21 protein-coding genes are annotated in these 23,429 nt (G+C 33.0%); 8 read left to right on the top strand and 13 right to left on the bottom strand.

Annotation, left to right across the window (positions count from 1 at the left end):
* Window positions 1-85 precede the first annotated feature (85 nt).
* From ABD077_RS02495 to uvrC, 3 genes are all read right to left on the bottom strand, one after another.
* A complete protein-coding gene (locus ABD077_RS02495) occupies window positions 86-1,243 on the bottom strand; it encodes a homogentisate 1,2-dioxygenase (protein WP_343910171.1) in 1,158 nt (385 codons plus the stop codon).
* Window positions 1,244-1,421: 178 nt separating this feature from the next.
* Window positions 1,422-3,710, bottom strand: a complete 2,289-nt coding sequence (locus ABD077_RS02490; protein WP_343910169.1) for a patatin-like phospholipase family protein — start codon at window positions 3,708-3,710, stop codon at window positions 1,422-1,424.
* A 4-nt stretch (window positions 3,711-3,714) separates the two neighbouring features.
* Window positions 3,715-5,514, bottom strand: coding sequence for an excinuclease ABC subunit UvrC (gene uvrC / locus ABD077_RS02485; protein ID WP_343910167.1), 1,800 nt, complete (start codon window positions 5,512-5,514; stop codon window positions 3,715-3,717).
* 162 nt (window positions 5,515-5,676) lie between these two features.
* On the opposite strand from uvrC, the gene ABD077_RS02480 reads away from it, so the two are divergent.
* Genes ABD077_RS02480 through ABD077_RS02465 form a run of 4 tightly spaced genes read left to right on the top strand, consistent with a single transcriptional unit; the run spans window position 5,677 to window position 8,542 of the window.
* Entirely contained in the window at window positions 5,677-6,105 is a 429-nt protein-coding gene (locus tag ABD077_RS02480) for an ATP-dependent zinc protease family protein (RefSeq protein WP_343910165.1), read from the top strand.
* Window positions 6,105-6,977: a 30S ribosomal protein S6--L-glutamate ligase gene (gene rimK / locus ABD077_RS02475; protein WP_343910163.1), complete on the top strand. Its 873-nt coding sequence runs from the start codon at window positions 6,105-6,107 to the stop codon at window positions 6,975-6,977. The genes ABD077_RS02480 and rimK overlap by 1 nt, the downstream gene beginning before the upstream one ends.
* A 6-nt stretch (window positions 6,978-6,983) precedes the next feature.
* Window positions 6,984-7,964 carry a succinylglutamate desuccinylase/aspartoacylase family protein gene (locus ABD077_RS02470; protein ID WP_343910161.1) on the top strand — a complete coding sequence of 327 codons (981 nt, stop codon included), beginning with the start codon at window positions 6,984-6,986 and terminating at the stop codon, window positions 7,962-7,964.
* A gap of 5 nt (window positions 7,965-7,969) precedes the next feature.
* Entirely contained in the window at window positions 7,970-8,542 is a 573-nt protein-coding gene (locus ABD077_RS02465; RefSeq protein WP_343910157.1) for a 5-formyltetrahydrofolate cyclo-ligase, read from the top strand.
* 42 nt (window positions 8,543-8,584) lie between these two features.
* Here ABD077_RS02465 and ABD077_RS02460 read toward each other — a convergent pair whose 3' ends face one another.
* The 8 genes from ABD077_RS02460 to ileS all read right to left on the bottom strand — a co-directional run bounded on the left by ABD077_RS02460 (window position 8,585) and on the right by ileS (window position 16,756).
* Complete coding sequence (locus ABD077_RS02460; protein ID WP_299902419.1) at window positions 8,585-9,196, bottom strand: lipoprotein signal peptidase; 612 nt, start codon at window positions 9,194-9,196, stop codon at window positions 8,585-8,587.
* A 43-nt stretch (window positions 9,197-9,239) separates the two neighbouring features.
* Window positions 9,240-9,860, bottom strand: coding sequence for a hypothetical protein (locus ABD077_RS02455; RefSeq protein ID WP_343910154.1), 621 nt, complete (start codon window positions 9,858-9,860; stop codon window positions 9,240-9,242).
* A 118-nt stretch (window positions 9,861-9,978) separates the two neighbouring features.
* Window positions 9,979-10,680 (bottom strand): DUF4097 family beta strand repeat-containing protein, encoded by a 702-nt coding sequence (locus ABD077_RS02450; protein WP_343910152.1) that lies wholly within the window; start codon window positions 10,678-10,680, stop codon window positions 9,979-9,981.
* 33 nt (window positions 10,681-10,713) lie between these two features.
* Entirely contained in the window at window positions 10,714-11,472 is a 759-nt protein-coding gene (locus ABD077_RS02445; RefSeq protein WP_343910150.1) for a DUF4097 family beta strand repeat-containing protein, read from the bottom strand.
* A gap of 32 nt (window positions 11,473-11,504) precedes the next feature.
* Window positions 11,505-12,296 (bottom strand): HEAT repeat domain-containing protein, encoded by a 792-nt coding sequence (locus ABD077_RS02440; protein ID WP_343910148.1) that lies wholly within the window; start codon window positions 12,294-12,296, stop codon window positions 11,505-11,507.
* A 10-nt stretch (window positions 12,297-12,306) separates the two neighbouring features.
* Entirely contained in the window at window positions 12,307-12,840 is a 534-nt protein-coding gene (locus ABD077_RS02435) for an RNA polymerase sigma factor (protein WP_299604841.1), read from the bottom strand.
* A gap of 123 nt (window positions 12,841-12,963) precedes the next feature.
* Window positions 12,964-13,347 carry a TraR/DksA family transcriptional regulator gene (locus tag ABD077_RS02430; protein ID WP_299604843.1) on the bottom strand — a complete coding sequence of 128 codons (384 nt, stop codon included), beginning with the start codon at window positions 13,345-13,347 and terminating at the stop codon, window positions 12,964-12,966.
* Between the two features lie 4 nt (window positions 13,348-13,351).
* Window positions 13,352-16,756, bottom strand: a complete 3,405-nt coding sequence (gene ileS, locus ABD077_RS02425) for an isoleucine--tRNA ligase (RefSeq protein ID WP_343910145.1) — start codon at window positions 16,754-16,756, stop codon at window positions 13,352-13,354.
* A 220-nt stretch (window positions 16,757-16,976) separates the two neighbouring features.
* Between ileS and ABD077_RS02420 the strand changes: the two genes are divergently transcribed.
* On the top strand, window positions 16,977-17,438 hold the full coding sequence (locus ABD077_RS02420; RefSeq protein WP_343910143.1) for a hypothetical protein: 462 nt from the start codon (window positions 16,977-16,979) through the stop codon (window positions 17,436-17,438).
* 45 nt (window positions 17,439-17,483) lie between these two features.
* Window positions 17,484-18,284 (top strand): amidohydrolase, encoded by an 801-nt coding sequence (locus ABD077_RS02415; RefSeq protein WP_343910141.1) that lies wholly within the window; start codon window positions 17,484-17,486, stop codon window positions 18,282-18,284.
* Here ABD077_RS02415 and ABD077_RS02410 read toward each other — a convergent pair.
* Complete coding sequence (locus ABD077_RS02410) at window positions 18,259-19,872, bottom strand: Ig-like domain-containing protein (RefSeq protein ID WP_343910139.1); 1,614 nt, start codon at window positions 19,870-19,872, stop codon at window positions 18,259-18,261. The genes ABD077_RS02415 and ABD077_RS02410 overlap by 26 nt on opposite strands.
* Window positions 19,873-19,930: 58 nt before the next feature.
* Window positions 19,931-20,611, bottom strand: coding sequence for a ComF family protein (locus tag ABD077_RS02405; RefSeq protein ID WP_343910137.1), 681 nt, complete (start codon window positions 20,609-20,611; stop codon window positions 19,931-19,933).
* 78 nt (window positions 20,612-20,689) lie between these two features.
* Between ABD077_RS02405 and ABD077_RS02400 the strand changes: the two genes are divergently transcribed.
* Window positions 20,690-21,571: a hypothetical protein gene (locus ABD077_RS02400; RefSeq protein WP_299604856.1), complete on the top strand. Its 882-nt coding sequence runs from the start codon at window positions 20,690-20,692 to the stop codon at window positions 21,569-21,571.
* A gap of 139 nt (window positions 21,572-21,710) precedes the next feature.
* Window positions 21,711-23,246, top strand: coding sequence for a glycine--tRNA ligase (locus ABD077_RS02395; RefSeq protein WP_343910135.1), 1,536 nt, complete (start codon window positions 21,711-21,713; stop codon window positions 23,244-23,246).
* The last annotated feature ends 183 nt before the right edge of the window (window positions 23,247-23,429 follow it).

Here is a 23,429-nt window from a genome sequence, read left to right as displayed (position 1 = left end):
TCCAAATGCTTTTTACACTACCACATTGCCCTTAGATGGGCAGAAATATCAATTCTATAATTCAACATAAAGACCTAAACTTAAATTATTCTAACCAAGATTTATGATAATCTTCGTCTGCTATTTTCATTGCTTCTTTAGTAACCATAAGAGGTTTAAAGGTATCAACCATAACAGCAAGTTCATCTGTTTTGGTTTTTCCAATACTTCTTTCTACGGCTCCAGGGTGTGGTCCATGCGGAATCCCTGCTGGATGTAAAGAAATATGTCCTGCTGCAATATCGTTTCTACTCATAAAATCACCATCTACGTAGTATAAAACTTCATCACTATCGATGTTGCTATGGTTGTAGGGAGCAGGAATACTTTCTGGATGGTAGTCGTATAATCTCGGAACAAATGAACATACTACAAATGCATCTGTTTCGAACGTTTGGTGCACTGGCGGTGGTTGGTGAATTCTTCCGGTAATTGGTTCAAAATCATGAATAGAAAATGCATACGGGAAATTAAATCCGTCATATCCTACGACATCAAAAGGATGTGTAGCATAAATCATATCAAAAATTTCGTCTTGCTTTTTTACTTTGATCAGAAAATCACCTTTTTCGTCATTACTTTCCAGTTCATATGGAGCACGAAGATCACGCTCACAAAAAGGAGAATGTTCTAATAATTGCCCAAACCAATTTCTATATCTCTTAGGAGTGTAAATAGGTCTTCTGGATTCAACAATAAATAAACGATTATCCGATGTGTCAAAATCTAATTTGTAAATCGTTCCTCGAGGTATTAGGATGTAATCTCCATACTTAAAATCAATATTTCCAAGATGGCTTCTAAATTTACCAGTTCCTCTATGAATAAAAATTAATTCATCCGCATCCGTGTTTTTATAAAAGTATTCAGAGGTAGATTCTTGAGGAGAAGACAGAATAATACTCACATCGCTATTGGTAAGTACATTTTTTCTACTTTCTAAATAATCTTTTTCTGGATGGACTTTAAATCCGTGTAATCGATATGATTTGATATTATTATGAATGGCAATTTCGGGAGCTACACTATAGCTTCCTTTAATTTCTTTTACTTGAGTAGGTCGATGATGATGGTATAGATTGGTGGACATTCCATCGAATCCAATTGTTCCGAATAATTGTTCGTAATAAAGATTTCCATCTGGCTTTCTAAAGATGGTATGTCTTTTAGGTGGTATAGTACCCAAAGAATGATAAAAAGGCATGATTTTTAAGATTATATTGTTAACTAATAAGTTTGAAAAAGTAATGCAATAGTAATCTGATACCTTATTCCGGATTGCGCTTAATAAGGTAGTGTAATAGCAATAATAAATCCTGCCAATACAAAGTCATAGTATTACAAATATCGTAAATATTTATTTTCTTTTATGGTATTTCTTACTAAAACCAGAAACCAATACTAAAATACCATTCTCCTTCTTTTTGTTCTGGAGAAAATGAATATTTAACTTGGATAGGACCCGCAAAAGTTTCTAAGCCATAACCCAATGCATATCCAGAATATTCTGGAGATTCAAACCAGCCTCCATTATCAAATAATCTCGTCCCCACATTGGCATAATTTGCCGCTATATTGAGGTGATTTTTTGGAAATATTTCATAATCTAGAGACATATTTGCTTTAATAAAACTGTCTCCAACAATACTTAAGAAATCGTATCCATAAAATGGGATGTTATTGTTTATCATTCTTGCACCAAAACCTCCAACAAAAAAGTTAAGACTTCTGATGTTTTGTTCCTCCCATCGATTACCTGCACTTAATCCAAGGTTAACCGAGGTTTTATTAAGAAGTTTAAAGGCATAACCAAAATCAGCTTTGGCAATTACAAAATTACTATCCTGACTATTTGGGTTATCATCAATCAAATAATAATTAATATTTCCATCGAAGAAAAAACCTGAAGAAGGAAAATACTTATTGTCGTAGCTGTCAAATTTTAAATAGGATAAAACACTCCAATAATTACTATTGTCAAAAACCACTCTTGGTAATTGATCTTCATCCTCTCCAATAGTTTCTGAAATAAGCCTAAACCTTCTATATTCTGCGCCAAGACCTAAAGAAAAGGTCTGGTTTAGAAGTGTTTCAGCATAAACTTGTGTTTTGAAATCTAAATAATCTAAGTTGATTTTATTTACTTCGATATCTGGTAAATTAAAATCTTCTCTTACTAATTCGTATGCTACATTTCTATTAAACCGGTTAAGACTATTTTTGACACCAATACTCCAATAAAAACCTTTGTCTATATAATAATCGAGGTCGTATCTTATATTGTCGCCTAATGCGACGTCTAATGAAAGAACATCATTGTTAAATAATAGGCTTTTTTTAGTAAAGTTTACCAGAGCTGCGGTTTGATATAAATCATCATAATGAAGTGCAAACCTTAACAACATCGTGTTATCCGATTCTTTTACGTTAAGAACTAATTCTTTACCGTCTTCTTTATCTATTAAACGATGACTGACTCTATCAAAATTTCCAGTAGCAGATAGGTTATTGATGCCTTCATACAACCTTTGATAAGTAGTAAGTTTAGGGTTTTTTAGTTTTAGCTTAAGCTTTCCTTTTATATAGGATCTGGTGTATCTTTTATTTCCATAAATTACCAAGCTTTTTATAAGAAGTGTATCTGAGTTTTTAGGAATTAGTGTTCTAGGTTTTGATGATTTCTGTAGTCTTTTTATAGCTCTTAATTTTTCATAATTCTCAAATGCTGCTTTTTCTCCATTGGCAATAATTTTATCAGCTTGGTCAAATGATATTAAGTTAAAATCCGTAATAGAAGGTTTTACATACACATCTGTTTCGGGTTTTTTAGTTTTCATGGCATTGATCGTCCTGAAATTGCTGATTTGTAACATGATGTTCGTAACTGAGGTAAGTTGATTACGTGGTATAAGACTGTCCTGTACATCAATACCAATTACAATATCAGCTCCTTTTGCACGGATTTCTTTAATAGGATAGTTGTTAGAAACTCCACCATCGGTCATTAAAACTCCATCTAATTCTATGGGACTAAAAATAGAAGGTAATGCGCCACTCGCAGAAACTGCTTCGGGCAGATAACCTTTGTCTAATAAAATTTGCTCTCCAGTAGCAATATTTGTAGACATACAGAAAAAAGGAATAGGAAGTTTGCTAAAGTCATCTATTTCATGAACATGAGATGTTAATCGAGCAAATTCATTAAAAAAATTCTGTCCTTTGGATAACCCTTGAGGTAATCCAATTTTAAAATCATCAAAAGGTAATGTTAATGCATATTTTTCAGAATCTTCGCGTTCATAGAAGGTTTTTGCTTTTCTTGGTAAATCATCCTGAATTAATACATTAAAATCAACTGTTTTAAAAATAGAGTCTAATTCTTTGGCATTATATCCAGAAGCGTATAAAGATCCTATAATGGCACCCATGCTGGTTCCTCCGATATAATCTATTCTTATTCCGGCTTCTTCGATTACTTTTAAAGCTCCGATATGAGCAAGTCCTTTGGCACCACCTCCACTTAGTACTAATCCAACTTTAACATCTTGATCTTCCTTAATATTATAGACAATAGAATCATTTACTTCTTGCGCGGATATATTGTTGGAAGCAAAAAGTAGAGTAATCAGCAATGATGTCTTTAGAATCTTATTTGAGGTACTCCAGATCAAAGGTTTATTCTTTTTTAGAAAGATAATAATTATACACTTTGGTTGCGCGAGAATTACCAACTACTTCTATAAGTTCTTTTTTTGTGGCTTCGCGTATTCGTTTTACTGATCTAAAATGTTTCAACAATTCTACAACAGTTTTTTCTCCAATTCCAGGGATGGTATCAAGTTCGGTGTCTAAGGCAGCTTTACTTCTTTTTTGCCTGTGAAAAGTAATTCCAAAACGGTGCGCTTCATTTCTGAGATGCTGAATAATTTTTAAAGATTCTGATTTTTTATCTAGATATAATGGTATCGAATCACCAGGATAATAGATCTCTTCTAATCTTTTAGCAATTCCAATAATGGTTATTTTTCCTCTTAGATCTAAACTTTCCAAAGCTTTTAATCCAGAAGACAATTGCCCTTTTCCACCATCTACAATCACAAGTTGTGGTAATGGTTGCTCTTCATCTAGTAGTCTTTTATATCTTCGGTAAACTACTTCTTCCATAGAAGCAAAATCATTAGGTCCTTCTACTGTTTTGATATTAAATTTCCGATATTCTTTTTTGCTAGGCTTCCCATTTTTAAAGACTACACAAGCTGCGACTGGATTGGTTCCTTGGATGTTAGAATTATCAAAACATTCGATATGTCTTGGTTCTTCAGGTAGTCGAAGATCTTTTTTCATTTGAGCCATCAATCGTTTTACATGGCGATCAGGATCAATGATTTTAATTTGTTTAAATCGCTCTTGTCTATAATATTTGGCATTACGTAATGATAAGTCTACAATTTTCTTTTTATCGCCAAGCTGAGGAATTGTAATTTTCAGATCTTCGCCCAAATCCACATCAATGGGTACAAATATTTCTTTAGATCTCGAATTAAATCGTTGTCTTAATTCTATAATAGCGAGTTCTAGTAGTTCTTTGTCAGTTTCTTCTAACTTCTTTTTAATTTCTGTAGTGTGAGACCTTATGATAGAACCATAGGATAATTGAAGAAAATTGACATAGCCGTAGGATTCGTCAGAAATAATAGAAAATACATCTACGTTGCTAATTTTTGGATTCACCACAGTAGATTTCGCTTGGTATTTTTCTAAAACTTCAATTTTTTCTTTTATCTGTTGTGCATCTTCAAACTCCATTTTTTCGGCATGCATCACCATTTGTTTACGAAACCTATTCAGTGAATCTTTAAAATTACCTTTTACAATTTGTCTGATGGCCTCAATATTTTCATGATACTCTTTTTCATCTTGTAATCCTTCACAAGGTCCTTTACAATTTCCTAAATGATATTCGAGACATACTTTATATTTACCACTTTCAATTTTTTGCTGTGATAGATCATAATTACAAGTTCTTAGTTGATAGAGCCCTTTTATAAGATCTAATAAGGTGTTTACTGTTTTAAAATTTGTGTAAGGCCCAAAATACTCAGAACCATCTTTTATAAGTGTTCTGGTAGGGAAGACCCTTGGAAAGCGTTCTTTTTTAATACAAATCCAAGGATACGTTTTGTCATCCTTGAGCATCACATTAAAACGAGGTTGATGTTTTTTAATGAGATTGTTTTCTAAGAGTAACGCATCAGTCTCCGTTTCTACAACAATATGACGTATGGTACAGATCTTTTTAACCAATACCTTTGTCTTATAATTATCGTGATTTTTGGTAAAGTAAGAGGTAACTCTTTTTTTAAGATTTTTTGCTTTTCCAACATATAATAACGTGTCATCTTTATCATAATATTGATAAACTCCTGGTCCTGTTGGTAAAGTTTTAAGTTGTATTTCTAATGAAGGTAGTTGCATATTCCAAATGTAAATTTAATGCTTTGTTAGCATTAATAAATACGGTTCATAATATTATTATGTTAAAAACAAGAAATGAATTTAAGTATTAAAAGTGTTATCCTATAAAATGAATCTGGTTTTTTATTACTTTAGTATTTATATTGTTTTAAAGGTACTTTTTTGAAAGATCAGAAAAAAATAATTGGAAGAACAGATAAGGTGGATTTTCCGCTTTTGGATTTGTGCGATATTGATGTAAAAGTTGATACAGGAGCGTACACCTCATCTATTCATTGCAAAGAGATTAAAGAAGTTGGTCAAATCTTAGAGTGTCGATTTTTGGATCCTACTCATCCTGAATATAATGGTAAAAAATTCACTTTTAAAAATTATGATATTACCGCTGTAAAAAGTAGCAATGGAAAGGTAGAAGTGAGGTATGCTATTAGAACCAAAATCACATTATTTAATAAGACACATCCTATAACATTAACATTATCTTCTCGAGACGATATGCGTTTTCCAGTTTTAATTGGTCGTAAATTTCTTAGCGGAAAGTTTTTGGTAGATCCGCAATTAGAAGATCAGTCTTATAACGTAAAATCATAATGAATATAAAAATTTTGTCCCGCAGTACGAGTTTGTATTCTACTAACGTATTAGTTCAGGCGGCGATTAAGCGCAAGCATAATGTACAAGTCATTGATCCATTAAATTGTGATATTATTATTGAGAAGAAAAAACCAGAGATTTATTATCGTGGTAAGAAACTGGATCATGTAGATGCAGTAATTCCTAGAATAGGAGCTTCTATTACTTTTTATGGTACAGCAGTAGTGAGGCAATTCGAAATGATGAATGTTTTTACTACTGTACAATCACAAGCGCTGGTAAATTCCAGAGATAAATTACGAAGTCTTCAGATTCTATCTAAAGCTGGTTTGGGATTACCAAAAACCGTATTTACGAATTATTCCAAAGATGTTTCGGAAGTGATTTCCCATGTAGGAGGAGCACCATTAATTATAAAATTGCTTGAGGGTACACAAGGTCTAGGGGTTGTTTTGGCGGAAACTAAAACGGCAGCAGAATCGGTACTGGAAGCTTTTAATGGTTTGCAAGCTAGAGTAATTGTTCAGGAGTATATCAAGGAAGCCAAAGGAGCAGATATTCGAGTATTGGTGGTGGATGGTCAGGTAGTAGGCGCGATGAAAAGACAAGGTAAAGAAGGTGAGTTCCGATCCAACCTTCATAGAGGAGGAAGTGCTCAGATTATTCAGTTATCCGATGAGGAAGAGAACGCAGCCATAAAAGCGGCAAAAGCATTAAAACTTGGTGTGGCAGGAGTAGATATGCTTCAGAGCGAAAGAGGTCCTTTAATTTTAGAAGTGAACTCCTCACCAGGATTAGAAGGAATTGAAACTGCTACTGGAAAAGATATCGCTAAAACAATCATTCGTTTTATAGAACGAAGTGTTTAGAATTATATGAAAAAGACTGAAGAAACCGATGTTCTTAGCATATTAGGAGAAAATATTCCGCTGGGAACAAGTAAAACTATTAACTTTAATATTGCTAACCTTTATACATCTACTAAAGTAGAAATTCCTATTATTATCGAACGTTCTAAAAAATCAGGGCCTACGGTTTTGATTACAGCAGGAATTCACGGAGATGAAATTAATGGTGTAGAGATCGTAAGACAAATTATTTCTAAAAAAATCAATAAACCAGCAAAAGGGACTATCATATGTATTCCTCTACTTAATGTTTTTGGTTTTTTAAGTATGAATCGTTTTTTTCCAGATGGAAGGGATCTTAATCGAGTATTTCCTGGGACTAAGAATGGTTCTTTGGCAAGTCGTTTTGCATATCAGTTTGTCAACGAGATTTTACCTGTAGCAGATTTTTGTTTGGATTTTCATACTGGTGGTGGCAGTAGGTTTAACGCTCCCCATATTAGAGTAGATGGAAAAAATGAAAGATTAATGAACTTAGCAAAAGTCTTTAATGCTCCTTTTATTTTATTATCCGAAAATTTGGAGGGATCGTATCGTGGTACTTGCGCAAAAAAAGGAGTTGATATTTTACTATTCGAAGGAGGGAAATCCCAAAATAGTAATAGAGATATTGCCAAAGAAGGGGTTTTAGGAGTGCTTAGAATACTTAATCATTTAGAAATGTTGAAACCTTCTGTGGAGCTATCTTACCCAGATAAAAAAGATACAATTATTGTAGAAAAAAGTTCCTGGATGCGTGCAAAATATAGTGGATTACTGCATATTAAAATACCCTATGGGAAATTAGTTGAAAAAGGAGAACATCTTGCCACGATCACAGACCCTTATGGTAAAATGAGACATGTGGTAAAGGCACCAAATCAAGGGTATATTATTAATGTGAATGAAGCTCCTATTGTTTATAAAGGAGATGCTATTTTCAGAATTACGACACAATTAGCTTCTTAAAAAAGATGAATAAAAATGAATTGAGAGCAAAATACAAAGCGCTGAGGTCAAAGTTAGAAGATGATCAGATAGATGACCTTAGTTTGGATATTTCGAATCATTTACTACAGTTAGATATATGGGAAAAATCATTTTACCATATTTTTCTTTCTATTCAAAAACAGAAGGAAATTAATACAGAATTTATATTACATATTCTTCAGGGAAAGGATAAGAATATTGTGGTCTCTAAAAGTGATTTTAAGGATAATAGTTTGGAACATATGTTACTTACTGACAATACTATTCTAAAGGTAAATCAGTGGGGGATTCCAGAACCTGTAGATGGTATTCCTATCCCAGAATCTAAGATTGATGTAGTTTTTGTGCCTCTTTTGGCTTTTGATCAGCTAGGAAATAGAGTTGGTTATGGTAAAGGGTTTTATGATAAGTTTTTATCCAAATGTAGAACTGAAACTATTAAAATAGGACTTTCCTTTTTTTCTGCTGAAGAAGAAATTGAAGATGTATTGCCAACCGACATTGCATTAGATTTTTGTGTTACACCACAAAAAATTTATGACTTCAGTAAAAAATGAGAACACTACTATGTAACTGATGGAATGAAGCTAAAAAGAAATTTAAGCTTCTTCTTTCTTAGGAAAAGCTTTCTTATTAAAGACTAGTAATAAGAAAACACCAATACTAATTGCTGAGTCTGCAATATTAAAAACAGGATCAAAAAAAGAAAAGTGCTTTCCTCCCCAAAAAGGAATCCATTCAGGTAGGATGTCATCATAAAACGTAAATTGTATCATATCTACTACTTTGCCATAAAAAACACTTTCATAGCCGCCACCTTCGGGCATGAATTGTGCTATTTGTGTGGTAGTACTTTCGTTAAAAATAATACCGTAAAATATAGAATCAATAATATTTCCGAAAGCTCCAGCAAATATTAAAGCGATACAAAAAGTTAAAATTTTAGGGCTGTTCTTACGAACGGAATCATAAAGCCAATATCCAATACCTGTTATTGCCACTAATCTAAATAAAGTAAGCACGAGCTTACCATAATTACCAGGAAGTTCAAACCCCCAAGCCATACCCTTATTTTCTACAAATACAATTCGAAACCAACTAAAAACAGGGACTTCTTCATGTAATGAAAAGTTAGTTTTGATATATATTTTGGAAATCTGATCAATTAGCAGAACCACGATAATGACTAAAATAGATTTCTTTAAAGACATAAATTTCTTTGATTTCGGAATAGTGACGGACAAAAATAGTGTTTTATTTTGTTTTGTAGACACTTATATTTCCTGTTATGGATTTTAGCTCAATTTGATGCTTTCCAGAAATTTTATCTGAGGAAATTACACCGGATTTTGTTATCGCTTTGACCTTTGCATTTTTTGTGTGGAGTTCGATATTTCCTCCTAAGGTATTGATTACAGCATTTCCTATAAATTTTTGTACTAAACAATCTCCAGAACTTAGTTCTACAAATAATGATTTTAATGAACCATTTAAGTCTAAAGACGCCAGTTTTGAGGTAATAGTAGTATCTAAATGACGAGGCAGCTGTATCTTAACTTTTAGGGCTATTACCTTATGTGCGCTTAATTTGTCATTGTGTTTTTCGGAAAATGGTTGGATATCATCCTCTATAAACAAGGTGTTCTGAGTGCGTTTTACATTGATTAGTACATTGTTTTGATATTCACCTTCTGAAATGGCACTAACGATAACTTTATTTTCGGAGGTATTAATAACTTCTATCTGAAAAGTATTGTCTAAGACAATAAAGATTTCAGATATATCTGTTACATCAATTGTTTTATCAAAGGTGGATTGCGAAAATCCAGGTATCCAAAATAATAGTAATACAAAAAAAGAAAAAAGCCGCCTCATACATTTCTAAGGTAGCTTTTTTCTTGATGCAATCAATATTGCTAAACTTTAATTTTTGATGTTTTACTGTGTTGTTTTGTAAGTATCTTACAATCAGTGTTCTTACAAAGAAAATCGATTATTGCTTTCGTATAAAAATATCACCACTTACAGTTTTGAGTTCCAATTCACTTTTAATATCTCCAAAAGTTCCGGTTACTTTACTGCCCACAACTCGATTTTTTCCTTGATCAAACTCTAGATCTTTATCTGAATAGATCATTCCTGTAACAGTTTCTGCTCTAAGTCTCGACTTGGCAATGTGCACATCGATAGTGCCGCTGATTGTTTTAAGAGTTAAATCTCCTTGATACTTTTTGATATCTATATTTCCACTAATGATATCTATCTCCAATTCTCCGTTGTAGTTTTCTGAGACTACACTTCCTGAGATACTTTTAACACGTAAACGCATGTTTTCTGGGATATACAGAGTATAGTTGGCATCCATCTCTAAGTTATTACAAGGTCCCCAATTACCTTTTTTGTTTTTATTCCATTTTTTGAATAAATCACCATAACTAGATTCGATATTTAAAAAGGAAGAGGAGTTGTCTATAGTAAGTTCGAAATAATCATTAAACTCTCCATTGTTAATGTCTACTTCTGCTTTTACATATACGTTGCTTTTATCCCAGGTTTTAATAACTATATCATCAGCGAACTTGAATTCTATACGAATTTGATTAGAAGACGTTGTTATTTCTTTTTCAATTACTTTTTGTGCATTCGTTTGAATAGCTATGAAACAAAATGCAATAAGGATTACGAAATTTTTCATGATTATTGATTTTTTGATTGATGTTTGACCTCTTTATTGTTTTCTTAGATAAATATTTCCGGTGGAAGATCTAAGGCTAATTTCTACACCACCATCGTTAAGTTCGGTTTTTATTGTTCTTTTACCACTAACTAGTTTCATATCGCTTTCTGGAACAGGAAATTTAATGTCAAAATCTGTAAAAATTTCTCCCATGGTTGTTTTGAGTTCTAAATTTGCTGCTGTATTGGATGGAAGGCTAACATCAATGGCACCCGTAGCAGAAACTAATGAAATAGGAGAACTTTGGCTCACTTTGTCAAATACAATATTAATTTCTCCAGTGGCCGTTTTGGCTACGATAGGACCTGTTACGTTTTTGAATGTAATGTTACCTACATTTGTTAAAGCTTCTATTTCCGAAGAAAATCCTTCTGCTACAATCCGTCCAAGATTGCTTTTTTCTATTTTAATATTGATACTTTTTGGAAGAAAGATTTCTAAAATACCAGTATAAGCACTTTTGAGATTTCTGATCACTAAGGTGCCTCCTTCTTTTTGTACGTATACTCCATACCCAGTATTATCACTTCCTCCAGCATAAACAGCTTTTAAGCCTCTTGCTTTTTCTGGCATCTTTCTGCCCTCTCCAACAATAATAAGTTCGTTTTTTTCGTGTGATTTGATAATCACACCTGATGCAGAACCGACAACTGCTGTTTTTACTCCTTGCAAAGATTGGGTATAGTTTTCTTGTGCTTTTAATTGTCCGATAGTAATAAAAAGTACTATTGCGATTGCTATATGTTTCATCTGTTCTTTTTTAATGTTTTTTGATTGAAATTTTAAATTAAATTAGGAAGACCAATGGTTACTTGATCTTTTACATAACTTGGTGTTTCTTCATTTTGAAGTAACTTTTCCATAGAAGGAACTGCGCGTTTTTCCTGAATGGAAACTAATATTTGAATTAATTCAATTTGCATGCCTGGATCTTTTTCAATCTCCAAAGCGTCTATAAATGATTTACGAACCATTTCTGAGTCTGAGAACTTAGCTAGTGCTTCTGCTGCAGCCAGTCGCACATTGATATGATCGTCATAAAACATTTTATTTATTAAAGCTTTTAATATGTCATTACTAGGTTTTTCGAATTCTTCGGCATAGTTAACAGCTTGTAAACGCTTACTCGCAGATTCATTTTCGATAAGTGATATAGTCACTTCTTGTTTTAGTTGTTTTTTTTCTTTTTGCAACACTGCCATTTCCTCATAAAATGATTCCTGATTTTGTTGCTTTCCGAAGAAGTATGCAGAAACTATTAATGCAATCGTAGCTGCAATCTGAATAGCTGTTTTCCAATGTGATTTAGATGGTTGATGTAATGAAACTACCTTTGAATCTTGTAATAATGCTTTTTCGGTTAGTAGCATTTCTTCAAAACTGGTTTTAAGGCTTTGATCTGGTACTTCGTCTTTTTCATTTTCAATTCCTTTAAAAATTTGTTGTAATTCGTTTAAGGATTCTTGGCAGTCAGGGCAAGAAGAAAGATGTGCTGTAATGGCATCATACTCTTTTAGATCTAGATTCTTATCGATATAATCGATCAACTTTTCTTTTATTTGTTTGCAATCCATATTCATGGTGTTATATATTTTGTAGGTAATGATCTTTTAGCTTATGAATCGCACGATGTACTTTGGTTTTTACTGCTCCAGTTGTAGAACCTGTTATTTCTGCAATCTCTTGATACTTGATTCCTTGATAACGATTCATGATCACTAATTCTCTATCACTCTTATTTAATTTTTTTAAAGCTTGGTTTAGTTGTTCTTTAATTTCGTCTTTTTCGATTCCATTAGATCCTTCTTGTTCTGTTTTATATTCAATTTCATCCAATCGTTGATCCTTATTCTTTTTACTTTGATAATGATCAGAAAAAATATTTCTGGCGATCGTATAAATCCAAGATGAAAACTTTCCTTTATTGTAAGACTTTCTATACTTGATTGCTTTATAAAAAACCTCTTGAGCAATATCCTGACTGGCATCTCTATCGTTCGTCATTTTTAGTAAAAAATTAAAGATTCTAATATGGTATCGTTCGAACAGGATACGCATCATATCCAAATTATCTTCAGATACCAGAATCATTAATTCTTCGTCAGTTAAATTTTTCAAGATGTTACTCTTTTTGGTTAGCTTCTATTATTAATACCTGTCTTTTTTAAAAAGGTTACATTAGGACATAAAAAAAATGCTTTCCAATTTGGAAAGCATTTTAAATGTACAATATTTTGATATTTATTTCTGCATATTCTTAGCTTCGATACTAAGTGTAGCATGCGGAACAAGCTTTAATCTTTCTGGGTTGATTAACTTTCCTGTTACTCTACAAATACCATATGTTTTGTTTTCAATACGTAGTAATGCGTTTTTTAAATCACGCACAAATTTCTCTTGTCTAATAGCCAACTGCGTATTTGCTTCTTTAGACATAGTCTCGCTTCCTTCTTCAAAAGCCTTGAATGTTGGGGAGGTATCATCTGTACCGTTATTACCATCATTCTTGTAAGCGCTTCGAAGTAATTCCAAATCTTTCTTAGCTTTCTCCATCTTTTCCACAATGATTTCTTTAAACATTGCTAGATCGGAGTCACTGTACCTTACTTTTACATCTTCTGCCATACAATTACTGTTTTTTTATTACCAATTGGGTCGCAATGTCGTCAAACGCAATTTCTGTACCATTTATTACATCTGTTGCAAACTCAATTGTATCGGTTAAGGTTTCATTCTTGATGTAGGTCTCATTGGTCGCTACGGCTTCTTGTATAGATTTATTTTCCTTAATTACAATTTCTATACGATCAGTCACCTCTAATCCGCTATCCTTACGGATATTTTGAATTCTGTTTACAAGCTCTCTTGCGATTCCTTCTTTTTTAAGTTCTGGAGTAATGGTAATATCCAAAGCAACGGTAAGGGATCCAGAATTTGCAACCAACCAACCCTCAATATCCTGGGAACTGATTTCTACATCATCGGTACCTAAAGTAATCATTTTATCATTAATTTCTAAGTCAAAACTACCAGTTTGTTCAAGAATTTTAATGGCTTCCTGATCAAAAGACTGTATCTTGCTGGCTATCAACTTCATATCTTTACCGAAACGAGGGCCTAAATTTTTGAAATTTGGCTTAATTTGTTTCACTAATATACCAGAAGCATCGTCTAATAACTCTATCTCCTTTACATTTACCTCGCTTTTAATCAAACCTGCAATGTCATTGATCTCAGCTTTATCGGCATCATTAAGAACAGGAATCATAATTCGCTGTAATGGTTGACGCACTTTTATTTTTTCTTTCTGACGTAACGAAAGAACCAAAGAACAAATAGACTGTGCTTTTTGCATTTTATGTTCTAAAGCCTTGTCTACGTAGCTAGCATCAAATGTTGGGAAATTCGATAAATGCACACTTTCAAAAGATTCTTGTGCGCAATTAGCAACAAGGTCTTTATATAAGCGATCCATAAAAAATGGTGCTACCGGTGCTCCCAGTTTTGCAACTGTTAGCATACAAGTGTATAATGTCTGATATGCTGAGATTTTATCTTGTTCGTAATCACCTTTCCAATATCTTCTTCTACTTAAACGTACAAACCAGTTACTTAAGTTTTCTTGCACAAAATCTGAAATAGCTCTTGTTGCTTTTGTAGGTTCGTAATCATTATAGTATTCATCAACACTTTGGATTAGTGTATGCAGTTCGCTCAAAATCCAGCGATCTATTTCTGGACGATCTGCTAATGGTATTTCTGGTTCGGAATAATTGAAATTATCAATATTCGCGTAGAGCGTAAAGAACGAATAGGTATTATATAAGGTTCCGAAGAATTTTCTACGTACCTCACCAATTCCTTCAGAATCAAATTTAAGATTATCCCAAGGATTTGCATTACTAATCATATACCATCTGGTAGCATCCGGACCATAGGTTTTTAATGTTTCGAAAGGATCAACAGCATTACCAAGTCTTTTGGACATTTTTTGCCCATTTTTATCTAATACTAAACCATTAGAAACAACATTTTTGTATGCGATATCATCAAAAATCATTGTTCCTATTGCATGCAGTGTATAGAACCATCCACGAGTTTGGTCCACACCTTCTGCAATGAAATCAGCTTTTCGCTCTCCAGCTTCTACTTTTTCCTTATTCTCAAAAGGATAGTGCCATTGTGCATAGGGCATAGAACCAGAATCAAACCACACATCGATAAGATCGCTTTCGCGTTTCATTGGTTTTCCGGATGGAGAGACTAAAATAATTTTGTCTACAACATTTTTGTGAAGATCTATTTTATCATAGTTCTCTTCACTCATATCACCAACAATGAAATCTTCGAAGATATCAGCTGTCATGAAACCAGCATTTACTGCTTTCTGCATCTCAGATTTTAATTCCTCAACAGATCCTATCACCATTTCTTCTTTGCGATCTTCTGTTCTCCATATTGGTAATGGAATACCCCAAAAACGTGATCTGGATAAGTTCCAATCGTTTGCATTCGCCAGCCAGTTCCCGAAACGTCCTTCTCCGGTAGCTTTTGGTTTCCAGTTAATTCCCAGATTAAGTTCATGCATGCGATCTTTAAAATCTGTTACTTTGATGAACCAAGAATCTAAAGGATAATATAAAATAGGTTTGTCAGTACGCCAGCAGTTTGGATAACTGTGCACATATTTTTCTACCTTAAATGCTTTATTTTCTGTTTTTAATTTGATCGCAATTTCTACATCTACTGATTTTTCAGGAGCTTCGCCATCATTATAATATTCGTTCTTTACATATTTCCCACCTAGTTCACCAACATGTTTCGTAAATTTTCCTTGTAAATCAACTAAAGGAACTAAATTATCGTTGTCATCCTTTACCAATAAAGGTGGAATTTCTGGAGTTGCTTGTTTAGATACTAAGGCATCATCTGCTCCAAATGTTGGTGCAGTATGTACAATACCCGTACCATCTTCGGTAGTTACGAAATCACCAGATATTACTCTAAAAGCATTTTCAGGATTGTTATACGGAAGAGCGTAATTCAACAATTGTTCATATCGGATTTCAACAAGATCGGCTCCTTTGAATTCTTTTAATATGTAATAAGGGATTTTTTTATCTCCTTGTTTAAAGTTGGTTACTTCTTCTTGGTTTTCTGCTTGAACAAACTTTCCACTAAACTGCTTTCCTACCAGATTTTTGGCAAGGATCACATGGCTTGGCTCAAATGTATATTGATTGAATGTTTTTACTAAAACATAGTCAATTTTTGGCCCTACTGTTAATGCAGTATTAGACGGTAATGTCCAAGGTGTGGTCGTCCAGGCTAAGAAATAAATATCCTCTTCAATATCCGTTAAAAATGAAGGTAGTGTTTCTTTTTTAGCTTTAAACTGGGCAACTATAGTAGTATCCGTTACATCCTGATAGGTTCCAGGTTGATTTAATTCATGAGAACTTAAACCTGTTCCTGCTTTTGGAGAGTATGGCTGTATGGTATATCCTTTATAAAGTAAGCCTTTCTTGTAGATTTCGGAAAGTAACCACCATACCGTTTCCATATATTTGGATTTGTAGGTGATATAAGGATCTTCCATGTCTACCCAATACCCGATTTTCTTTGTAAGATCATTCCAGATATCAGTGTAACGCATTACTGCTTTTTTACAAGCTTCGTTATATTCTTCTACGGTGATCTTTTTACCAATATCTTCTTTAGTAATTCCAAGTTCCTTTTCTACACCCAATTCTACAGGAAGTCCATGCGTATCCCATCCAGCTTTTCGTTGTACCTGAAAACCTTTTTGTGTTTTATAACGACAAAAAATATCCTTTATAGCACGTGCCATTACGTGATGAATTCCTGGTAATCCATTTGCAGATGGAGGTCCTTCAAAAAATACAAAAGGAGTCGCATCTTCACGCTCAGAAATACTCTTTTCAAAAATATTATTCTGCTGCCAGAATTCTAGTATATCGTCTGCCACTTTTGGCAAGTCAAGTCCTTTATATTCAGGAAACTTCGTGCTCATTTGATCGTTCTTTCTATTAAGTCTGCGAAAATAACGATTTTCTCGAAAAATGACGAGTGTAAATCGTTCAAATATTGTGTATTATTATTAGGTGAAATTTCGGTTATCAAAACTACAATAGCTTTTGTTTTGCACTTTTTTGATCATGAAGGCAAAAAGTAATTGTGATTGATGATCTATTCTCATATGAAAAGTTATTTTTGAAGTATAAATCACAACTATGAGTTTAAAACGTTCGATTCTGAAAGTGCAGGCAGCTCTAGGTAATATTAGAGCGATGGAGAAATTGCATGTGGATACCCATGCAGAAAATATAATTATACAGGTAAACGGAACCAAATTTGCACAATCTTCATCTAATGAGATTTATATGGACATTGTGGAATTGGCGGGGTATTATTATGTGAAAACGATTATTATAGGGAGTTTTCATATAAAAACCTGGAAAGGAGCTGAACTTTTAATTTTAGGAAAGGATTTTGAATTAAATTTAGCTTCTGATATGCAGGAAATAGAATCTGATTTTTCTAACGTATCCAACAAGAGTATTACTCAAGTAGATTTTGTTATAGAAGAACAAGACATCCACAAAATTGATAGATCGGTAATCGAAAAGATTACAGTTTCTTCAAAAAAGAAGACTGCTCATTTTGAGATAATGGTACATGAAGAAGAAGAGTAAGGAAGTCGATATTGTATAATTTTTAAGTTTAATTGTCTTTAGGCTATGAGTGCTATTTTACAAATTGCGTTAATTCAATCTCATTTAGCATGGGAAAATCCAATCCAGAATAGAGCGGTATTTGAACAAAAAATCAAAGCCGTGAAACCCAAAACAGATCTAATTATCCTTCCGGAGATGTTTACCACAGGTTTTACAATGAATGCTGCTGAAGTTGCAGAAACTATGCATGGAGAAACGATAAAGTGGCTTCAGGAACTAGCTAAAGAAAAAGACTGTGCAATAGCGGGTAGTATCATTATAAAAGATAATAGTGCTTATTACAATCGTTTTTTGTTTGTGGAATCCAATGGAACTATTCAGAAGTATGATAAACATCAATTATTCACTTTGGCCAAAGAAGACGAAGTGTTTACGGCTGGTAATGAAGAGGTTATTATTGTATATAAAAATTGGAAAATTAAACCTCAGATTTGCTATGATCTTCGATTTCCTGTATGGGCAAGAAACACGGTTGAATATGATTTACTTTTGTATGTAGCTAGTTGGCCCAAACCTCGTATAAATGCGTGGGATGTCCTTTTGCAAGCCAGAGCTATTGAAAATATGTCCTATTGTGTGGGTGTAAATCGTGTCGGTCTAGATGGAAAAGGCTATGAGTACAATGGCCATTCTGCGGTATATGACGTGCTCGGTAATTCTGTTTTAGAAGAAAATCCTGTAGAAAAAGAAGTTGTTTTATATGCAACCTTAGATAAAGAGCATATCGAAAAAACTCGTAAAAAACTACCTTTCTTACAGGATGCAGATCCTTTTAGAATTATTCCAAAACAAAAGTTTGTTTGAGTTCCCAGTTAGCCCGAACTTCTAGGACTTCTGGGAAGTAGATTACTTTTTCTGCTTGCAGGCCTTTTAGGAAATTACCAGTATCCCATTTCCCGTTTTTATTATTATCAAGGATTACACGTAAATTGTATTTTCCTGGATCGAGATTATCAAAAACAGCAGTTTCTTGTTTTGTGACAATTTTTTCATCAATAAACTTTCCTTTTTCGTCAGTAGCTTGGATGATAACAGGATATTGTTTTACATTCTCTAAAGTAAAAAAGATGGTGCCGTAGTCTGCTAATTTTTTGGTTCTAAAATTAATACTAATACTATCATTCACATTTCCAATAAAATCGGTCACTGCTTCTGGTAACAACTCTAGTTTGTATGCATTACTTTCAGTTCTTTCAAAAGTAAATTTAGCTTCATTCTTATTTGTATTTAACGCAACAGAAAATGGAACTTCTAGTGTGTCTTTATCTACTAACTTAATAAGCTTGTCATCAATTTTCTCTAGTGGTGTATTAGAATAAAGTGTAAAATCTTCATCAAATGCTAGACTTCCTTTAGAATTACTACTTAATTTGATGGAATCTTTATATTGATCTTTGAATCTAGCAACTAACGTATCTCTAAAATTTTTAGTGTTTGCAACCTCAAAAATTAAGGAATCTGCTTCAAAGAAAGGTCTAAACCAATAATGTAATGTATCTTTTTCTCTATCCGGAAAGATGCGAGTTTCAAAGTTTTCTGGAGTATTACTAAGTAACTTTATTTTCATTGAATCTAATTCTCCTTCATATCCAAAAACGAAAGAGTTTTTAGAAAGCTGTTTTGGTTTAAGTGCTTTGAAATCTAGTACTTCTTTGAATAAATTGATGGTAAATACCTTTGCAGTGTCTTCTGGTAGAGTTACTATTTCTTCGTAAAAACCAATTTTATCTTGCTTAGGCTGGTAGGTATAATTAGAAGAAGCGTCTTTTAGAGCAATAAGTTTATATTTACCTTCTTTTAAATTGTCTAGGTCAAAATTAATACTATCCAGAGTACTGGTAACATATCTTGGTACTTCATTAAAAACAAGAGAGTCAGAATAATTTTCATTGATTTCATAAAGAGCAACGCTTATAAATGGATCCGGCTTTTTTTCAAGAGCATCTGCCACTGTACCTTGTATTCTTAAAGAATCTAACGAATCTCCCGTAGAAAAAACGTATCTAAAAAAAGGATTTGGATTTCCTTCATTATTGTCTACAATACTTTGTCCAAAATTTATACTGTATGTTGTATTTTCTAATAAAGTGTCTAAAAATTTAATCTTGATGTATTTATTCGCAGCACCTAATGGAGTAATTTCGGGTTTAGGATCCATCGGTGGAGATATGATGATCTGTTTTTGAGCATCTTCTAGCTTTATGTATTCATCAAAATAGATTCGGATTTCATTTCTATTAAAATTTGTAGAATAATTAGGAGGAGTTGCTTTCACAAATTTTGGAGGAATTTCATCTTTTTCACCACCAGTTATTGTACCTTTTTTTGCACAACTGATAATTAATAATAAAGAGAAAATAGTAAATAGTATTGTATAGGATCTTTTATACATAGCTCCGTTACGATTTTTAAAGACACAAAGAAACGACTATTTATAACAAACAAAAAATCTATACGGTGATCGCCATAGTGGCAATACTTATTTTAATACCTGGTATGGATTTCAAAACTTGAATACAAGCTTCTAGTGTTGCTCCTGTAGTTACAATATCGTCTACAATTAATATATGTTTATCTATTAATAGAGACTCATTTTCGATTGCGAATGTTTCAGAAGTATTTGACCAACGAGAAAAACGATTTTTCTTTGATTGTTTCTCACTGTAAGAATTTTTTTTCAAAACAAAATCGATATAATCCGCCTGTAATTGGGTGGCAATTTCTCTTCCAAATTTCTCCACCTGATTATACCCTCGCTCTCGTAATCTTTTAGGGTGTAAAGGCACCGGTATGATTGCGTTAATATTCTGATATGCATCTGATTGCATTAGTTCATAACCTAGCCATATCCCTAGCTCTTTTCCGATTTCTTGTTGTCCTCGATACTTTAAATTATGCATAAGATTTTGCACCAAACTATCTTTTTCAAACACAAACAAAGAGGTCGCATTTTCTATTTTAGCACGCCCATAAAATACTTTTTCGATCTTTTTAGCGTTAACCTTATGGAAATTACCCAGCGGAAGCTTGTGTCTGCAAGAGGAACATAAGACCTTTTCGTTTTTATATAATGGACTGTCGCAAGCAGCACAATATATAGGGAAAAATAAATAAGCTAAGTCGCTTAACATATTAGGTGAATTAACATTAATTATTATATTTAACTAAATTTACTATATAACGTAACCATCAAAAATTAGAAATTTATTATGACAACTCAAAACAATAACTTGACCCTTAAGATACTAATCGGTGTTCTGGGAGCTCTTTTATTAATTCTGGGGATCTTCACGTATAAGTTTTACAACGAAGAAAAGAGAGAAAAAGCAATTTTGCAACAAGAAAAAGATTTAATTGAAAGCGAATTAGGAGAATTAATAACAAAATATGATAACGCTATTGCTCTTAATGAAGTGATGGACGATCATTTATTGAAAGAAAAACAACGTGTTGTTGTTTTATTAGATAGCTTAAAAGATTATGAAGCTAATGTTGCATTGATCGCACGTTACAGAAGAGAAGTTAGTAAGTTGAAGAAAGAACGTGAAAGATTATTCAAATTAGCAGATAGTTTAACGACTGCAAATGCTCAGTTAGCAACGGATCTTGATAGTACCTCTACAGCACTTTCTGAAAGAATCGTATTCTCAGATTCTCTTGCAAATCAGAATAGTAAACTTGCTGAAATCGTAGAAAGAGGTTCTGCATTACAAGCTTCTGGTATTAAAGCAGAAGGAGTAAGAGTTCGTAATAGCGGTAAAATAGTTACAACTTCTAGATCTAGTAGAGCAGAAAAAGTGAGAGTATGTTTTACATTATCACCTAATAAACTAACAGAAAAAGGTGATAAGGAATTATTCGTTCAGGTAATTAATCCAGAAAATAATCTTATAGGAGATAAAATTTCAGTAAACTTTGATGATGCTGTATTAACATATAGTGGTCGTAATAAAGTGTTTTATGAAAATGATGCCCTAGACGTTTGTGTATTAGTAGATGCTGAAGAAGGAGAGTTGATGAAAGGGAATTATGTAGTGAATTTATTCTCTGGACCAAGAATGATTTCTAACACTCAATTTGAATTAAAGTAAATAGGTTTTATTCCATATATAACCACCATATTTTGAGTAATATGGTGGTTTTTTTATGTTTTTGTGAGAAATTACTTTTTAAGTACATTAATTGAATAATTTCGTTTTCAATTGTGGTAAATTCAATTATTTTTGCGCCATGGCAAATCAAGAAGATAAATTTAAGAAGGTAATAGCCCATGCCAAGGAGTATGGGTATATTTTTGGTTCTAGTGAAATCTATGATGGATTGAGTGCCGTATATGATTACGGACAAAATGGGGCTGAACTGAAGAAAAATATTAGAGAGTATTGGTGGAAAAGTATGGTGTATATGCATCAAAATATTGTCGGTTTAGATGCAGCAATATTTATGCACCCTACTACTTGGAAAGCATCAGGCCATGTAGATGCGTTTAATGATCCTTTAATTGATAACAAAGACTCTAAAAAAAGATATAGAGCAGATGTATTGTTAGAAGATTATGCCGAAAAACAATATCAGAAAGCTCAAAAAGAAATCGCAAAAGCGAAAAAGCGTTTTGGAGATGATTTTGATGAAGAGCAATTTGTTACTACAAATCCAAGAGTTGTAAAATATCTTTCAGAACAAAAAAGAGTACTTCAACGAATGGCGAAATCTTTGGAGAGTGAAGATTTAGCTGATGTAAAAGCATTAATTGAAGAACTGGGTATCGCTGATCCAGAGACAGGCTCTAAAAATTGGACAGACGTTAGACAGTTTAATTTGATGTTTGGAACAAAACTGGGTGCTTCAGCAGAATCAGCTACTGATTTGTATTTGAGACCAGAGACGGCTCAGGGAATCTTTGTGAACTTTCTTAATGTTCAGAAAACAGGTAGAATGAAAATACCTTTTGGTATCGCACAAACGGGTAAAGCATTTAGAAATGAAATTGTAGCAAGACAATTTATTTTCAGAATGCGTGAGTTTGAACAAATGGAAATGCAGTTTTTTGTAAGACCAGGCGAAGAAATGAAGTGGTATGAATACTGGAAAGAAACCCGTTTAAACTGGCATTTATCATTAGGGTTAGGGAAAGAAAACTATCGTTTTCATGATCACGATAAATTAGCACATTATGCCAATGCTGCGGCGGATATAGAATTTAATTTCCCATTTGGATTTAAAGAATTAGAAGGGATTCATTCTAGAACAGATTTTGATCTCAAAGCGCATGAAGAATATTCTGGTAAGAAACTACAATTTTTTGATCCAGAATTAAAAGAAAGCTATGTTCCTTATGTAGTAGAAACATCAGTAGGGTTAGACCGAATGTTCTTAGCGGTATTTTCTACGGCTTTACAGGATGAGGTGTTAGAAGATGGTTCCAGTAGAGTAGTATTAAAACTTCCTGCGGTTGTAGCACCTGTAAAAGCTGCGATATTACCATTAGTGAAAAAAGATGGTTTGCCGGAAGTGGCTGAAAAGATTGTAGAAGATCTAAAATGGAAATTCAATGTAGCTTACGATGAGAAAGATGCAATCGGAAGACGTTATAGAAGACAAGATGCTGCAGGAACTCCAATCTGTATTACGGTAGATCACGATACGCTAACTGATCAAACAGTTACCATAAGAGATAGAGATACCATGGAACAAAAACGAGTTGCTATCTCTGAATTAAAGTCTATTATTTCAGAAAAAGTAGATGCAGAAAATTGGTTGAAATAAAACTGAATTGTAAATATATAAAACCACCTAGAAATGGTGGTTTTTTTATGCGTATCAAAATCAAGTAGTTTCTTAGTAGGGTTTTATTAAACAAGCTTGTTTATTATTTAGAACTAACTTGATAGTATTATTTAAATAATTTTATCAATTTAACGTTACACTATAGTATAAGGAGATTTCATT

Origin of the sequence: Aquimarina litoralis (assembly GCF_039523995.1) — a bacterium.
Lineage (GTDB): Bacteria > Bacteroidota > Bacteroidia > Flavobacteriales > Flavobacteriaceae > Aquimarina > Aquimarina litoralis.
This window is presented reverse-complemented; position numbering and strand designations above follow the sequence as displayed.

Excerpts from the sequence above, each read along its gene's own strand:
- ABD077_RS02495 (WP_343910171.1), bottom strand. The coding sequence starts at position 1,243 with ATGCCTTTTTATCATTCTTTGGGTACTATACCACCTAAAAGACATACC.
- uvrC (WP_343910167.1), bottom strand. The coding sequence starts at position 5,514 with ATGCAACTACCTTCATTAGAAATACAACTTAAAACTTTACCAACAGGA.
- rimK (WP_343910163.1), top strand. The coding sequence starts at position 6,105 with ATGAATATAAAAATTTTGTCCCGCAGTACGAGTTTGTATTCTACTAAC.
- ABD077_RS02470 (WP_343910161.1), top strand. The coding sequence starts at position 6,984 with ATGAAAAAGACTGAAGAAACCGATGTTCTTAGCATATTAGGAGAAAAT.
- ABD077_RS02465 (WP_343910157.1), top strand. The coding sequence starts at position 7,970 with ATGAATAAAAATGAATTGAGAGCAAAATACAAAGCGCTGAGGTCAAAG.
- ABD077_RS02460 (WP_299902419.1), bottom strand. The coding sequence starts at position 9,196 with ATGTCTTTAAAGAAATCTATTTTAGTCATTATCGTGGTTCTGCTAATT.
- ABD077_RS02455 (WP_343910154.1), bottom strand. The coding sequence starts at position 9,860 with ATGAGGCGGCTTTTTTCTTTTTTTGTATTACTATTATTTTGGATACCT.
- ABD077_RS02450 (WP_343910152.1), bottom strand. The coding sequence starts at position 10,680 with ATGAAAAATTTCGTAATCCTTATTGCATTTTGTTTCATAGCTATTCAA.
- ABD077_RS02445 (WP_343910150.1), bottom strand. The coding sequence starts at position 11,472 with ATGAAACATATAGCAATCGCAATAGTACTTTTTATTACTATCGGACAA.
- ABD077_RS02440 (WP_343910148.1), bottom strand. The coding sequence starts at position 12,296 with ATGGATTGCAAACAAATAAAAGAAAAGTTGATCGATTATATCGATAAG.
- ABD077_RS02430 (WP_299604843.1), bottom strand. The coding sequence starts at position 13,347 with ATGGCAGAAGATGTAAAAGTAAGGTACAGTGACTCCGATCTAGCAATG.
- ileS (WP_343910145.1), bottom strand. The coding sequence starts at position 16,756 with ATGAGCACGAAGTTTCCTGAATATAAAGGACTTGACTTGCCAAAAGTG.
- ABD077_RS02420 (WP_343910143.1), top strand. The coding sequence starts at position 16,977 with ATGAGTTTAAAACGTTCGATTCTGAAAGTGCAGGCAGCTCTAGGTAAT.
- ABD077_RS02415 (WP_343910141.1), top strand. The coding sequence starts at position 17,484 with ATGAGTGCTATTTTACAAATTGCGTTAATTCAATCTCATTTAGCATGG.
- ABD077_RS02410 (WP_343910139.1), bottom strand. The coding sequence starts at position 19,872 with ATGTATAAAAGATCCTATACAATACTATTTACTATTTTCTCTTTATTA.
- ABD077_RS02405 (WP_343910137.1), bottom strand. The coding sequence starts at position 20,611 with ATGTTAAGCGACTTAGCTTATTTATTTTTCCCTATATATTGTGCTGCT.
- ABD077_RS02400 (WP_299604856.1), top strand. The coding sequence starts at position 20,690 with ATGACAACTCAAAACAATAACTTGACCCTTAAGATACTAATCGGTGTT.
- ABD077_RS02395 (WP_343910135.1), top strand. The coding sequence starts at position 21,711 with ATGGCAAATCAAGAAGATAAATTTAAGAAGGTAATAGCCCATGCCAAG.